The organism is Paraburkholderia caledonica, from assembly GCF_000383275.1.
Classification (GTDB): domain Bacteria; phylum Pseudomonadota; class Gammaproteobacteria; order Burkholderiales; family Burkholderiaceae; genus Paraburkholderia; species Paraburkholderia caledonica.
The window spans coordinates 98,303-112,035 of record NZ_KB911035.1 but is presented as its reverse complement, the minus strand read 5'-3'; the positions used below and the strand labels follow the sequence as shown (position 1 = coordinate 112,035).

Here is a 13,733-nt window from a genome sequence, read left to right as displayed (position 1 = left end):
AACTTGCATTGACCGGAGCAGGACGCGAAGCGGCGGCTCCGGCCGACAGGAGACAGACATGAAATCCACCAGAACAGCACTGCCGGCAGACGGCATGGCGCAAGCCACCGCGCGAACGGGCGCCGCCGTCACGCTGAGTCTTTGTTTTGCGGTTGCCTTGCTCGAGGGGCTCGACCTTCAATCGGTGGGCGTCGCGGCGCCTCGCATGGCACGCGAATTCGGCCTGAGCGTCGCGCAAATGGGACTTGCGTTCAGCGCGGGCACCTTCGGCCTATTGCCGGGCGCGATGTTGGGCGGAAGGCTCGCCGACCGGATTGGTCGCAAGCGGATACTGATTCTGTGCGCGTGTCTGTTTGGTCTGCTGTCTATTGCGACTGCGTTCGTCAGCAGCTTCGGCATGCTTGTCTTTGTCCGCGTGTTGACGGGTATCGGGCTGGGCGGCGCGTTGCCGAACCTGATCGCACTATCGTCGGAGGCGGTCTCGCCGAAGTTGCGCAATACCGCCGTTAGCGTGATGTATTGCGGTATTCCCTTCGGCGGAGTGATCGCCTCGATTGTCGGCATTGTCAGCATCGGCGATACGCAATGGCGACACATCTTCTATGTGGGCGGCGCGGGGCCACTCATTCTGGTGCCGCTTCTGCTCGCATTCCTGCCTGAGTCCTCCGCGTTTCGCCGCGTGTCACACGGCATGAACGCGAAGCCCGCGCCCGTCGGCGAAGTGCTGTTCGGCGGGAGCCGGGGGCTCTCAACGCTGCAAATCTGGATCAGCTACTTCTGCACGCTGATCGTTCTGTACTTCCTGCTGAACTGGCTGCCGTCATTGATGGCGGCACGCGGACTCGCGCGCGCGGAAGTCGGTTATGTGCAGATCTTCTTCAACATCGGCGGCGGCCTGGGCGCGCTTTTCATCGGCATGTTGATGGACCGTTTGCGCGGCGGTGTGGTGGTGTCAGGCATGTACATCGGCATTATCGCGTCGCTCGCGGCGTTGTCGATCGCGCCGGGTTTCGCGGCGCTGATGGTATCCGCGTTCTTCGCAGGGATGTTCGTGATCGGCGGCCAGTCGGTGCTGTATGCGCTCTCTGCTGCGTTCTACCCGACAGCGATGCGAGGCACCGGTGTCGGCGCAGCGGTCGCGGTGGGGCGGGTCGGCTCGGTGGTCGGCCCGCTTGCGGCCGGCCAGTTGCTGGCCATGGGCCGCAGTTCGTCGACGGTGATCGGCGCGAGCATTCCGGTCACGCTGATTGCCGCGGCGGCGGCTCTGATGCTGATTCGCCGTCCGCGCGCGAACGACTGATTAGACATCCTTATCAAATCAACTGAAAAAGAAAACACAACGTTTGGAGACGACAACGATGCAAACAGTCACGACCCGCCTTTTTATATCCGGCGCCCTGTGCGCGCTGAGTACGACCGCGCTCGCGCAGTCGAGCGTCACGCTGTACGGGATCATCGATACCGGTGTGGAATACGTATCGCATGCGAATGCCGCAGGCGGCCATGTGTTTCGCATGCCGGCGGTAACGGGCGAGCTGCCTTCGCGTTGGGGCCTGCGTGGTGCCGAAGATCTCGGCGGCGGCTATAGCGCCGTCTTCACACTGGAAAGCGGGTTCAACGTTCGCGACGGCAGTTCCGGCCAGGGCGGGCGGCTGTTTGGACGGCAGGCGTTTGTCGGCCTCAAGGGGCCATACGGGACCATGGCATTTGGCCGGCAATACACGATGACGTATCTCGCGCTGCAAGGCGCCGACATCATCGGCCCGGACATCTACGGCATGGGTTCGCTTGACGCATATGTGCCCAATGCGCGTGCCGATAATTCGGTGACGTACATGGGCACGTACAAGGGCTTCACGCTCGGCGCCGGGTATTCGTTCGGCCGCGATTCGGCCGGCACGGGCAACTCGCCAGGGCAGGGCACTTGCGCGGGTTCGGTAGCGGGCCACCCGACCGAGTGCCGCGACTGGTCGGTAATGCTCAAATACGACGCGCCGAACTTCGGCGTCGCAGCTTCATATGAGGAGCAACGCGGCGGCACAAATGCGCAGGCGAACTTCTTCGACGGCGTCGCTCCCACGCCGCTTGGCAACGCCGCCGACAAGGACGCCCGCACGCATGTGAGCGCCTATGCGCAGTACGCGGGCGCGAAGCTCGGCGCGGGCTGGCTTGGTCGGCGCGTCGTGACGGACTCGCCGGCGGTGCCGAACGTGCGCTCGGATCTGTTCTTCGTCGGCGCGTCGTACTTCGTGACGCCCGCGTTCCTGGTCGACGGCGAAGTGTTCCGCATCGTCAACAGTGTGCACGACTCCCGCGCGACGATGGGCGCGCTGCGCACCACGTATCTGTTGAGCAAGCGCTCGTCCGTGTATGCGCAGGCCGCCTATCTGGCCAACAGTGCGAAGGCGCGCTATTCGGTAAGCGGCGGCGGTGGCGGCACGACGCCCGCCGCCGGCATCGGTCAGACAGGTGTAATGGTCGGCATCAAGCACGCGTTCTAGGAGACATTGAATGAGAAAGTCTGTAATTGCGGTATCCGTGTGCGCGACGCTCGGAGCATGCGGCGGCTCTTCCGATAACACATTGACGTTGCCGCACCTGAGCGCGGCGACACCGGCAACGCTGGTTGGAAGCTGCGCGGCGCTGGCGAGCAAATTGTCCTTCGCCAACACCACGTTCAATTCCGTGCAGGACGTACCGGCCGGAACGCTGACCGTGGCGAGCAAGCCAATCGCCGAGCATTGTGTCGTTCAAGGGCAGATGAATCAGCGCGTGAGCGCTGTCGACGGAAAGACCTACGCAATCGGCTTCGAGATGCGTCTGCCCGTTGCATGGAACGGAAGGTTTTTCTATCAGGCCAACGGCGGGCTCGACGGCAACGTGGTGACGGCAACCGGCGAGATCGGCGGAGGCGGACCGCTCAACGACGCACTGAACATGGGGTTTGCCGTGATCAGTTCCGACGCGGGACACTCATCGTCGCAGAATCCGCTATTCGGCCTCGATCCGCAGGCGCGTATCGACTACGGCTATAACGCGGTAGCGACGCTCACGCCGATGGCCAAGCAGGTCATTCGCACCGCCTACGGCAAGGCGCCGGATCGCAGTTATTTCGACGGTTGCTCGAACGGCGGACGTCACGCGATGGTGGCGGCGGCGAGATCGTCGGCCGAATACGACGGGATCATTGCGGGCGATCCGGGCTTTCATTTGCCGAAGGCGGCCATCGGCGAAATGTGGGGCGCGCAGCAATTCGCAAAGGTTGCGACTGCGACAACCGCGAATGGCCTGCCCGACATCAAGACCGGCTTTACTGCCGCCGAACGCCAACTGGTGGCGTCGAGGATCATTGCAAAGTGCGATGCACTAGATGGTGTTGCCGACGGCATGGTGCAGGACATTAAGGCATGCCAGGCGAATTTCAACCTGGCCGCGGACTTGCCGACCTGCTCGGGCAACGTGCGTGATGGAACGTGCCTGACTACCGCGCAAAAAGAAGCGATCGGCAATGTGTTTTCGGGCGCGCGCAACAGCGCCGGCACCGCGTTGTACGCGAGCTTTCCCTACGATGCGGGCGTGAGCGGCGCGGGCTGGGCGGCATGGAAGCAGAGCAACTCCATCACGCTCGATCCCGCCGCCGCTGCATTTACGTTCACGACGCCGCCGCAAAGCGCTTCGCTGCTGAGCCAGTTGTCATCGTATGCATTGAACTTCAGCATGGACACCGACGCACCGAAGATCTTTGCGACGAGCGGCGCGTACACGGAATCGTCGTGGTCGTTCATGACGCCGCCCGACGAGGCCAATCTCAGCGCGCTCAGGCAACGCGGCGCGAAGCTGATGGTGTATCACGGCACGAGCGACCCGGTGTTTTCGTCGAACGATACGACCGACTGGTATCAACGCGTGATGGCGGCCAATGGCGGCGATGCGAGCAGCTTCGCGCGGCTCTTCACGGTCGCGGGAATGAACCATTGCTCGGGCGGCCCCGCAGCCGATCAGTTCGACATGCTCACGCCGATGGTCGCCTGGGTGGAGCAGGGCAAGGCACCGGATAACGTCATCGCGACCGCTCGCGATGCGAGCAATGCGATCCCGAATAGCGAAGTGCCTGCGCAGTGGGGAGCGGGCCGCACACGGCCGCTGTGTCCGTATCCGAAAGTCGCGCGCTATAAGGGCGGCGATGTGAATTCAGCGGCGAGCTTCTCGTGTAGTTGATGCATACGCGAGCCGCGGTTCCACGGCCCGTTACTGGTGACGACAGTAATGATGTTTGCGGTCTTGCGGCGTCGGCTGGACGCGTTGTTAAGCGTCACCGCCGTCGCCGCTATTGTCCGCACATCGCGCATGCCGCGAACGTTCCAGTTATTGCGACTCGTACCACGAGTATGTCGGAAGCGAGCTGATTGGCGGCGTGCCGATCTGCAATGTGACGTCGCGCAACGACGTCAACTCGATATTGCGCAGATCGCCCATGTAACGGCGCGAATCCCCGTTGTCGTTGATATACGCCACTACGTTCCCGGTGATGCCCGCGACGTTCGTGCTGGAGAGCGGCTGCCCCCAGATGTCGAAGAACTGACCCAGCGTGAACGTCTTGAGGGTCGGCGTTTCGATATGAATGATGCCGGTCTGGTCGTGCGTGTGCATTTCATAGTTGCACTGCGAAAGTATGCCCACGTTCGCCGGCATGGCGAGCCATTGGCCGTCCTTGATGATCGCGAGATGCGCATGCACGTGGTACAGCTCGCTCATCCCGGCGGCACAGATCAAACCGTCGACCGTGGCGCCGTTGCCGCCGGTCGCCGTATTGCCGGCTGGCCAGTACTGGCTTCCCACCACGCCCAGATAGGCGAGCGTGACCGGATTCGGGTCGAAGGGCGGCGGATCGGTCCACGTGTAGGTGGGGATCTGCGTCAACGGCGTGCCGGTCATGATGGTGACTTCGCCATGCGGCGGAAGTACGAGACTCGCGGGATCGCCCTTGTATTGCGAAAGCGTGCCGCCGTCGTTCACATAGATCGTAACGGGTGATCCGCTCAGGCCCGCGACGTTCGACGCACCGAGCGTTTCGCCCCATATCGCAAAGAACTGGCCGAGTGTGTACGACGCGCCGGTGGTCGTATCCATGCGGATTTTGCCGCTTGCGTCGACGGTGTGCAGCGGATACGCGCAACCTGTCTGCGCCGTCATGGTCGGGCCGACCGTGCCGATGTTGGCGGGCACCGAGAGCAGGCGGCCGTTCTGATAGATCGACAGATGCGTGTAGGTATAGGCATTGCTGCGCAACCCGCAGTTCAGCCCGCCGACCGGCTGTCCGAGGCCGCCCGACGATGTCGAGCCCGTGGGCCAGTTTGCATCGCCAAGCGTCGTGCCGTCGATCACAGGCGTAGCGGCGGCCAGTGTCGGTGTAGTCGCGCTCGTGCCCGATGCGCCGGATGCCGGTGCAGCGGCGCCCGTGTTCGAGGCACCCCCGCCGCCTCCGCCGCCGCAACCCGCGACGATCAGTAAAACACCAATGGCGACAAACCGTGAGCCCAGCCGTTCCAACATCGCTTACTCCATGCGGTGGTTGAAGATGAATTCGTAGAAGTAGATATCGCGCAGACTTCGCGGAGTCGCTTCGTTGCGTGGAGCAGCTGCGAAAGAAAGGCGGCGATGAAGCCGGCGCATGCTCGCGAGCCCGCACGAAATCGGCAGGTTGAGGGTAGCAGATGCGGTTAAAAAACGAATCCGATGAATCACAACGTTTTGCGACTATTTCTGTCGCATTTAGGGGTGTCGGGCGATGCATCGATGCGATTCACTTGAAATGCACTTATGGTTCAGCGGCACTTCGTCGAGTGCTTTTTAGGCGCAGTGGTTAATGGCGCATTGAGTTATCGGCAAGCTCCCAGAAAAGAGTGCATGCCTCCATTAGCGGAGCACTTCGTTCCGATACAAGTAAAATGCCGCAGTCGCCGCATCCTGCCGGCGTGGAACTGTCCGGTCAGCGATGCATGTCGATCTCCTCACCCTTTACCTGCTTTTAATCGGAACGCTATTCGCCAGTTCCGGAATGACGCTTTGGGAACACCAAAGCCATCCGCGGCGAAGCCGGGAGTTGCGAGTACTGGCAGCGGGATATGCGACGCTCGCAACCGGTTGCGCAGCGGCCGTGTTTCGTCACGATCTGCCCGCCCCGTGGGGCTCCGCGCTGAGCAATCTGGTCATTCTGACGGGCTACCTGCTGGTCCTGCACGGTGCCGCGTTGCTAAACGGGCGTCGATACCCGGCCGGTTCGCTCGCGTTGCTCCTTGTCATGGCGCTGACATGGGCAGTGGGCGGTGCGCGCTGGGAGAGCACCGTGTGGGCTTACGTGAGCGCGGTCGCAATCGCGGTGGCGAGCGGCATGACGTCCCGCGAGTTCCTTCGAAGCGACGACTTCAAAGCCTTCCAGTCACGGCGTATCGCAGTGGCGGTGACGGCTATCCACGCGCTTTTCTATGCCTTTCGGGCTCTGGTTCTGCCTTGGCTCGTGACGCGGTACGGAATGGGCCTGCTGCCCACCATCGGCGCAATCACGATGTACGAGGGCGTCCTGTATTCGGTCATTCTGCCGATGACCGTGCTGAAGATGATCCGCGAGGAAACGCATGGCCAACTCCTGCACGAATCGCAAACTGACTACCTGACCCGTCTCGGGAATCGCAGATGGTTCTTCGAGGAAGGGATGCGTGTGCTCGGTGAGGGTCATGAAAGCGGTTCCGTGTCGCTGCTTGCGCTCGACCTCGACCACTTCAAGAAGCTCAACGATCGCTACGGTCACAAGACCGGCGATGAAGTGCTCAAATCATTCGCGGATGTCGCGCGCAGCGTGGTGGGGCGCGAGGCTGTGCTTGCCAGAATCGGCGGAGAAGAGTTCGCTGTGCTGTTGCCGCGCCATGACGAACGCCGCGCGCGCGAGGTGGGCGAGGCTATCGTCAGGGGTTTTGCACAGACCGTTTCGCACAGGGTGGATGGCATTGATATTCAGGCTACGGTGAGCATCGGCCTCGCGCATTCCGGCGACGCGGGGCAGTCGCTTGCCGAACTGCTGGCCGCAGCCGACGAGGCGCTATACCGCGCCAAATCGTTGGGCGGCAACCGGCTCGAATCGGCACAGAATGCTGCGCGCCTCAGAGTGGTTAGATAGCGATCTTTCCCCAACGGCAACGTGCGTTTCACCGAGCACGAGGTCTTTCCACCGACGCCCAGTCAGCCTGCCGCCTTTGACCGGCTGAGCCATTCTTCCAGCCCGATGCGGCCGAGGCGCGCCTCGCCCAATGGCACCAGCGAAAGCTCCTCGACGCGACCGCCGAAGTAGCGCGCCTCCGGATCGCGCACCACTTCGCGTGGATCTCCGATTGCCTTCAGGTAGCTCGCGACGATTTCGTCGAATGGGGCTCGTTGCGGACCCGCGATCTCGACAATGCCGTTGCGCGGCGCAGCAAGCGCGACATCGGCCACAAAGGCCGCGACGTCGTCGGATGCAATGGGCTGGAAGAGTCCGGGCGAGAGCCTGACCGTGTTGCCCTCGGCGCTCGACGCGGCAATGCCGCCCAGAAATTCCAGGAACTGCGTCGAGCGAATGATGGTGTAGGGAATGCCCGAGGCCTCGATCAGCTTCTCCTGTGCGACCTTGGCGCGGAAATAGCCGTTCTCCGGCGTCCTGTCGGTTCCCACGATAGAAAGGGCGACATGATGGCCGACGCCGGCAGCGGCCTCCGCGGCGTGAAGGTTGCGACCGGAAGTCTCGAAGAATTCGAGCACTGCGCTGTCTTCGAACGACGGCGAATTGGCCAGGTCGATGACCACTTGCGCGCCTTGGAGCGCCTCCTGAAGGCCTTCTCCTGTGAGCGTGTTGATACCGCTTCTGGGCGACGCAGCGAGCACGTCGTGACCGGCGTCGCGCAGAATCGTGACGGTCTTCGAGCCGATCAGGCCGGTGCCGCCGATAACAACGATCTTCATGATCGAGACCCCTCGTAATTGACGGCAAGACGCCGCATAGCTTCATGGTAGGCGGACGCCGGGCGTGACGCCATGCGCGTGCAGGCACTCACGGTGTTGTCTTTCCCGCACCAATCGCGATCTGGCACCGCGCGCATCCGTCTGACGAACTTGCGGTTCACTCGACCGTCGATAAAGCCGGCGCCGACGTCACCGTCGTGTCGCATGGCGGGTTCATCGCGCGCGTTTGCTCGATCATGTAGTCGACGAACACGCGGATGCGGGCCGGAAGATGCTGGCGGCTCAGATAGCAGATGTAGTGACCTTCGTCGTCGGGCGCATATTGCGCGAGGCAACTCAGCAACTGGCGGTCGCCAAGCAGATCACGCACCTGATAAGCCGGCAATTGTGCGATCCCGAGACCGTCGAGCACCGCCTGCAGGATCAGGTCAGGGTCGTTGTACGTGTGCTGCGCGGCGGGCTGATGCCGCAGCGGGTTGCCGTCCACCTTGAACTGCCAGTCCTTGACGCGGCCCGAGGCGTTGCGAAGGTTGATGCAACGATGATCCGCAAGGTCGTCGACGTGGCGCGGCAGACCGTGCTGGCGCGCATAGGCGGGCGATGCGCAGACGATCATCTGCATCGCAGTGAGTTGCCGCGCGACGATCCCGCTGTCTTCCATGCGCCCGTCGCGAAACGACACGTCCACGCGGTCGGCGGTGAAGTCGGCGGGGCGATCGTTCAGTAGCAGTTCGAGCGTGATGCCGGGATAGCGTGAGTGGAAGTCTCGCAATAACGGCGCGACGATCTTGCGCCCGAAGCCGGAGGTCGACGCAATGCGCAAATGCCCGCGCGGCGGCCCGCTGCGCAGATCGCGCATGCCGTCGAGCGCCGCCACGATACGCTCGATGCCAGGCTGGCAGCTCTCGTAGAAGAGTTCGCCCTCGCGTGTGAGCGACGTGCTGCGGGTCGTGCGCAGGAACAGGCGCACTTCGAGTTGCGCCTCGAGCTTCTGCACATTGCGGCTAACCGAGGAGCGGCCGATGCCGAGGCGATCGCCCGCGCGGGCGAAACTGCCTTCATTGGCGACGGCCAGGAATGAAACGACGCCGGCATAGGTGGTCGCAAAGCTGCTCGCGAACGGGTCCTGGCTGCCGGCTACAGGGCGAGGTGATCGGTAATCTGACATGCGGCGCGACTCGTGAGGTCTAAAACCGGCTAGACGTATCAGTCGCGCCGTTTGTGACATCGCCCGCGGTTTTGCGTCGCCGGCGCCGCGCGCCGCATGTGGATTCAACCGTTCGGACAGGCCGCGGCAAGGCGCGCGAGCTTCTCGGGATTGCGCTGCACGAGGATGCGGACAATGCGCTCATTGTCCGTTTCGACCGCTTGTGCCGATTCGAGCTTGCCTTCGAAAAAGCGCAGCAGCGCCCACTCACCGTTGAGCACCACGAGCCTCATACTGAGCTCGCTGCCATAGCGGCGCGACGACGCGTAGAACAGCTGCGCGATTCTACGGCCGCCGAGCATCGGCTGGGGCGCGCTCGGCACTTTGCCGCCGCCGTCGCCGATCAGCATGGCGTCCTCGGCGAGTAACGCGTTGATCGCGGGGAAGTCGCCGCGCTCGACGGCCTGCGCGAACATCCGCAAAAGCCGATGATGCGTTTCCTGCGGCACGGCATTACGCGGACGCTCTTCGCGAAGTTGGCCTTTGGCACGGCTCACGAGCTGGCGGCAGGCCGCCTCGCTCTTGCCGATTGCGCGGGCCACTTCGTCGTAGTCGGCATCGAAAACTTCGCGTAACAGGAAGGCGGCGCGCGCTTCGGGCGTCAGCCGTTCCAGCAGCATCAGGAACGCGACGGACACGTCGTCGCTGCGTTCGACCGCCTCCTCGGGCGTGGCGGGCGAGCCGGTCATTTGCGGTTCGGGCAACCAGATGCCCGTATAGTGCTCGCGCTGCGTTTTGGCAGCGCGCAAACGGTCGATGGACACGCGCGTCGTGACCGCGACGAGCCATGCTTCCGCGTTGTCGATTTTTTCGCGCGCGGCCGCATGCCAGCGCAGCCAGACGTCCTGCACGATGTCTTCGGCTTCCGCTACGGAGCCGAGCATTCGATAAGCGATTTTCTGCAAGCGCGGGCGCAGGCCGTTGAAGGCGCTGACGTCGTCGTCCATGGAGGTTTCCTGTTGCGTTGATACAGGCCTCGCTCGAAGAGCGGGCCGGCAACCGAATATTGCCATGGACGATCTGTCTTGCGAGCGACAGCCTTAAACGCCTGGGCGGCTCGACGGGAATCCGGGCAGGATCGGACTCCGGCGCGTGAGCGATGCAGCAGTCGCGCTCACGTGCCGCCTCTCGACCGGTTTCAGCCGAGCGCCACCACGGCGATCTCCACCAGCAATTCCGGCGCGGCAAGCTGCGCTTGCACGGTGGCGCGCGTGGGCGCGCAGCCTTGCGGAACCCACGCGTCCCATACCTCGTTCATGCCGCCGAAGTCGCGCGCAATATCCGCGAGCCATACCTGGGCGGAAACGAGTCTCGTTTTGTCGATGCCGGCCTTCTCCAGGAAGCCGTCGATCTTCTCCAGCACCTTTGCGGTCTGCACTTTCACGTCCGGCGCGTGATCCGCGGAAGTCTGGCCGCCGATGAACACGAGGCCGGCAGCCTTAACGACGCGGCTCATACGTTGATTGGTTTCGATGCGAACAATATCGGTCATGACAATGTCTCTGGTTGAGGTCGAACGAAGCCGCCGCGCGCGCTCATGAAACGCGCGACGGAGCAAAAAGGGAACCGCTTATTGCGTAACGAGATGCGCCGCGCTTGCAGACGAAGCCGCAGACGAAGAAGAAGCCGCGCCGCGCTCGAACCGGTCGATTCCGAACGCATCCAGCGAAATGGACGGCGTGCCGTCGAGCATCAGCTCGGACACGAGCTTGCCGCAACCGGGTCCTAGCTGAAAGCCGCTGCCGCAATAGCCGAACGAGTAGTACAGGTTCGACGCCTTGCGGCTTGCCGAAATGACTGGCAGTTCGTCTTCGGTGAAGGCCTCGACGCCGGCCCACGCACGGTTCACGCCGAGATTGCGCAGATGAGGAAAGAGGTCGGTCACCGTCCGTGCACTGCGCACGAGCCGCGCGAAGTCGACTTCGCCGTGACGGTTCGACAGATCGGCGATACCGATCAGCTTGCCGCCGATCACCACGGTACCGTTGTCGAACTGCTTGAACGACAACGGACGGCCGGTTGCGCCGAGCGTGGCACGACAGAACGGCGCGACGCGATGCGTGACCATCAGCATCAGACCTTCCGGGTGCACCGGCACGGGCTCGCCCACCTGCTTCGCCAGTTCGCCGGACCACGCGCCCGCGGTGACGAGCAGCTTCTCCGCGCTGAAGGTGCCGCGCGGCGTGAAGGCGAGCCAGCGCGCGCCGCGTTGTTCGATGCGTTGCACGGCCGTGCCTTCCAGAAAACGGGCGCCGAGGCGCTGGGCCGCAAGGCGGAATGCCGTCGTGGTTCGAAAGGGCAGTGCATAGCCGTCGCGCTCGACCCAGATTCCGCCTGTGACGTGCCGCGCGAGCGCCGGTTCGAGTTCGAGCACGGTGTCGCGGTCGATCACTTGCTCGTGTGTGAATCCGTGCGATTCGAGCAGCGCAACACGCTCGCGGCATGCCTGCAGTTCGTCGTCGGTCTCGGCGATCTTCAACTGGCCTGAAGGCACGAAGCCGCCGTCCTCGCCGAGCAGGTCGGTCATGCCATGCCAGATTTCGCGCGACATCAGCGCAAGCGGAATCTCGGGCAAAGGACGGCCCAGCGTTCGCACGCCGCCCGCGTTGACGCCCGACGAATGACGCGCGACGTAATCGGCTTCGAGCACGATCACCTTCGCGCCGCGGCGCGCGAGATGAAGCGCGCTGCTCGTGCCGTGCAGCCCGCCGCCGACCACGAGCACATCGGCTTCCTGGATGACGGTCGTGTCATTCACCGGCCAGTTCTCCAAGCGTGAGCGGCTTGATCGGCGGACGGATGCGGTAGTAGCCGACTTCGGCGGGCGAGACGCGGCGCGCATCGGCGATCACCTCCGTCACCGTCAGGCCGCACATGCGCCCCTGGCACGGACCCATGCCGCAGCGTCCGAACGACTTGGCCTGATTCGGCCCGACGCAGCCCAACTCGACGAACTTGCGCAACTCGCCTGCGGTGACTTCCTCGCAACGGCACACAATCGTCTCGTCGCGCGGAATACGGTTGATGTCGCGAGGGCGGTACAGGCTGTCGAGAAACGGCCGGATACGCATGACGCCCGCGAGGTCGCGGCGGTGCTCGACGGCTTGCGCATCGCGTGCGGCGGCGGTGATCGCGCCGAGTTGCGCGGCTGCCGCGAGGCCGGCGAGTGCGCCCTGCAAGGCTGCCGCCTGCGCGCCGCCAATGCCCGCGCCATCGCCCGCGATGAAAATGCCGGGCACGTCCAGTTCGCCCCACGCGTCCACTTTCGGGGTGAAGCAGAGTTGGTCGTTGTCCCAGCGGTGCGACGCGCGCAGCGCCTGCGTGAATTGCGTGTTCGGCACCACGCCCTGATGCAGAAGAATCACGTCGGCTTCAAGACGATGCGCGTTGCCTTGGGTCGTGAAGTGCAGCGCGGCGGCGCGCTCCACATGATCTGCGCCGACGCGCGCTTCCACGCGCAAGTCGTCGGCCGCCTCGAAAATGGGCACGCCGGCATTGCGCAGCGTTCGGATCAGTTGCAGGCCTTTGCTCAGGAACGGCCACGCGCGCAGCGCCGAAAGCATGTGACGTTTCGCGCGCCAGCGATCCTCGTGGCGCGTGGTATCGACGAGCGCTCGAATCGGCACGCCGGCGCGGACGTATTGCCAGCCGAGCAGATACAGCAGCGGTCCGCAGCCCGCCAGCACCGGCGGTGCGGCAGGCACTTCGCCCGCGCTCTTCAAAAGGATCTGCGCGGCGCCCGCCGTCAGCACTCCCGGCAGCGTCCAGCCGGGAATCGGAAACGGGCGCTCGAGTGCGCCGCTCGCGAGAATCACGCGCTGTGCGTCGAAGCTGCCGATCTTGCCGTCCTTCAGATAATTGACGCCCCGCTCGCGCGTGACTTGCCACACGGTTGCGTTGGTCACGTGACGCGCGCCGGAGGCGGCGAATGCATCGGCGATCGCCGCGCCCGCCGCGTAATCGGGTCCGAGTATCTCCTTGCGGCGCGCATCGGCGCGGCCGATGCCGCGATAGATCTGGCCGCCCACGGCGTCCTGTTCGTCGATCAGCACCGTCTTCAGTCCGGCGCGCGCCGTGCGCGTGGCCGCGCTCATGCCGGCGGGACCGGCGCCGATCACGACGACGTCCACCGCTTCGGAAACAAAATCAGCGGCCATGGGCGTTCTCCAGAGGTACATCTGTCAGATCTGCGGGCGGCAGATCGCGCGCGCCTTCCTGCGAGCGGATTCGCATGCCCGCCTTGACCTCGACCATGCAGGCCTGGCGGCTCGGCACCCCGTCTATCTCGACGAGGCATTCGAAGCACGCGCCCATCATGCAGAACGGTGCGCGCGGAGCGCCCGACACCGGCGTCGCGCGAAACCGCGAAACGCCCGCGGCAAGCAGCGCTGCCGCGACGGAGCGGCCATCCGGCACGGTCAGCGGCTGATCGTTGAACCAGATTGCGACGGGTGTGGCGGCCGCGCCTTGCGCGCCGTCGAGCGGCTTGAAAAGGGCGTGAGTCGGCATTTGAGTCGATTGAGTAGTCATGTCG

The 13,733-nt window shown here is 64.0% G+C and carries 12 protein-coding genes; 4 read left to right on the top strand and 8 right to left on the bottom strand.

The window, feature by feature from the left end; translation table 11 throughout:
* Positions 1-58: 58 nt before the first annotated feature.
* The 3 genes from mhpT to H281_RS0106625 are packed head-to-tail and all read left to right on the top strand — an operon-like array spanning position 59 to position 4,218.
* The gene (gene mhpT / locus H281_RS0106635; protein ID WP_020066300.1) at positions 59-1,300 is read left to right on the top strand and encodes a 3-(3-hydroxy-phenyl)propionate transporter MhpT; all 1,242 of its coding nucleotides are present in this window, start codon (positions 59-61) and stop codon (positions 1,298-1,300) included.
* 58 nt (positions 1,301-1,358) lie between these two features.
* On the top strand, positions 1,359-2,501 hold the full coding sequence (locus H281_RS0106630; RefSeq protein ID WP_020066299.1) for a porin: 1,143 nt from the start codon (positions 1,359-1,361) through the stop codon (positions 2,499-2,501).
* Positions 2,502-2,511: 10 nt separating this feature from the next.
* Positions 2,512-4,218 (top strand): tannase/feruloyl esterase family alpha/beta hydrolase, encoded by a 1,707-nt coding sequence (locus tag H281_RS0106625; protein ID WP_020066298.1) that lies wholly within the window; start codon positions 2,512-2,514, stop codon positions 4,216-4,218.
* A gap of 147 nt (positions 4,219-4,365) precedes the next feature.
* Here H281_RS0106625 and H281_RS34390 read toward each other — a convergent pair whose 3' ends face one another.
* On the bottom strand, positions 4,366-5,553 hold the full coding sequence (locus tag H281_RS34390; protein ID WP_020066297.1) for a hypothetical protein: 1,188 nt from the start codon (positions 5,551-5,553) through the stop codon (positions 4,366-4,368).
* A 442-nt stretch (positions 5,554-5,995) separates the two neighbouring features.
* On the opposite strand from H281_RS34390, the gene H281_RS0106610 reads away from it, so the two are divergent.
* Positions 5,996-7,174 (top strand): GGDEF domain-containing protein, encoded by a 1,179-nt coding sequence (locus H281_RS0106610; RefSeq protein WP_020066295.1) that lies wholly within the window; start codon positions 5,996-5,998, stop codon positions 7,172-7,174.
* A gap of 62 nt (positions 7,175-7,236) precedes the next feature.
* Here the strand turns inward: H281_RS0106610 and H281_RS0106605 are convergent, their stop codons facing one another.
* The 7 genes from H281_RS0106605 to H281_RS0106575 form a co-directional block, all read right to left on the bottom strand.
* A complete protein-coding gene (locus tag H281_RS0106605; protein WP_020066294.1) occupies positions 7,237-7,992 on the bottom strand; it encodes an SDR family oxidoreductase in 756 nt (251 codons plus the stop codon).
* 157 nt (positions 7,993-8,149) lie between these two features.
* A complete protein-coding gene (locus H281_RS0106600; protein WP_020066293.1) occupies positions 8,150-9,160 on the bottom strand; it encodes a LysR family transcriptional regulator in 1,011 nt (336 codons plus the stop codon).
* A gap of 104 nt (positions 9,161-9,264) precedes the next feature.
* The gene (locus tag H281_RS0106595) at positions 9,265-10,146 is read right to left on the bottom strand and encodes an RNA polymerase sigma-70 factor (protein ID WP_020066292.1); all 882 of its coding nucleotides are present in this window, start codon (positions 10,144-10,146) and stop codon (positions 9,265-9,267) included.
* A 191-nt stretch (positions 10,147-10,337) separates the two neighbouring features.
* Entirely contained in the window at positions 10,338-10,691 is a 354-nt protein-coding gene (locus H281_RS0106590) for a RidA family protein (RefSeq protein WP_020066291.1), read from the bottom strand.
* 78 nt (positions 10,692-10,769) lie between these two features.
* A complete protein-coding gene (locus H281_RS0106585; protein ID WP_020066290.1) occupies positions 10,770-11,957 on the bottom strand; it encodes an NAD(P)/FAD-dependent oxidoreductase in 1,188 nt (395 codons plus the stop codon).
* The gene (locus H281_RS0106580) at positions 11,950-13,356 is read right to left on the bottom strand and encodes an NAD(P)/FAD-dependent oxidoreductase (protein ID WP_020066289.1); all 1,407 of its coding nucleotides are present in this window, start codon (positions 13,354-13,356) and stop codon (positions 11,950-11,952) included. Before H281_RS0106580 ends, H281_RS0106585 begins: the two co-directional genes overlap by 8 nt.
* The gene (locus H281_RS0106575; RefSeq protein ID WP_027804346.1) at positions 13,346-13,729 is read right to left on the bottom strand and encodes a (2Fe-2S)-binding protein; all 384 of its coding nucleotides are present in this window, start codon (positions 13,727-13,729) and stop codon (positions 13,346-13,348) included. Before H281_RS0106575 ends, H281_RS0106580 begins: the two co-directional genes overlap by 11 nt.
* Positions 13,730-13,733: the final 4 nt, after the last annotated feature.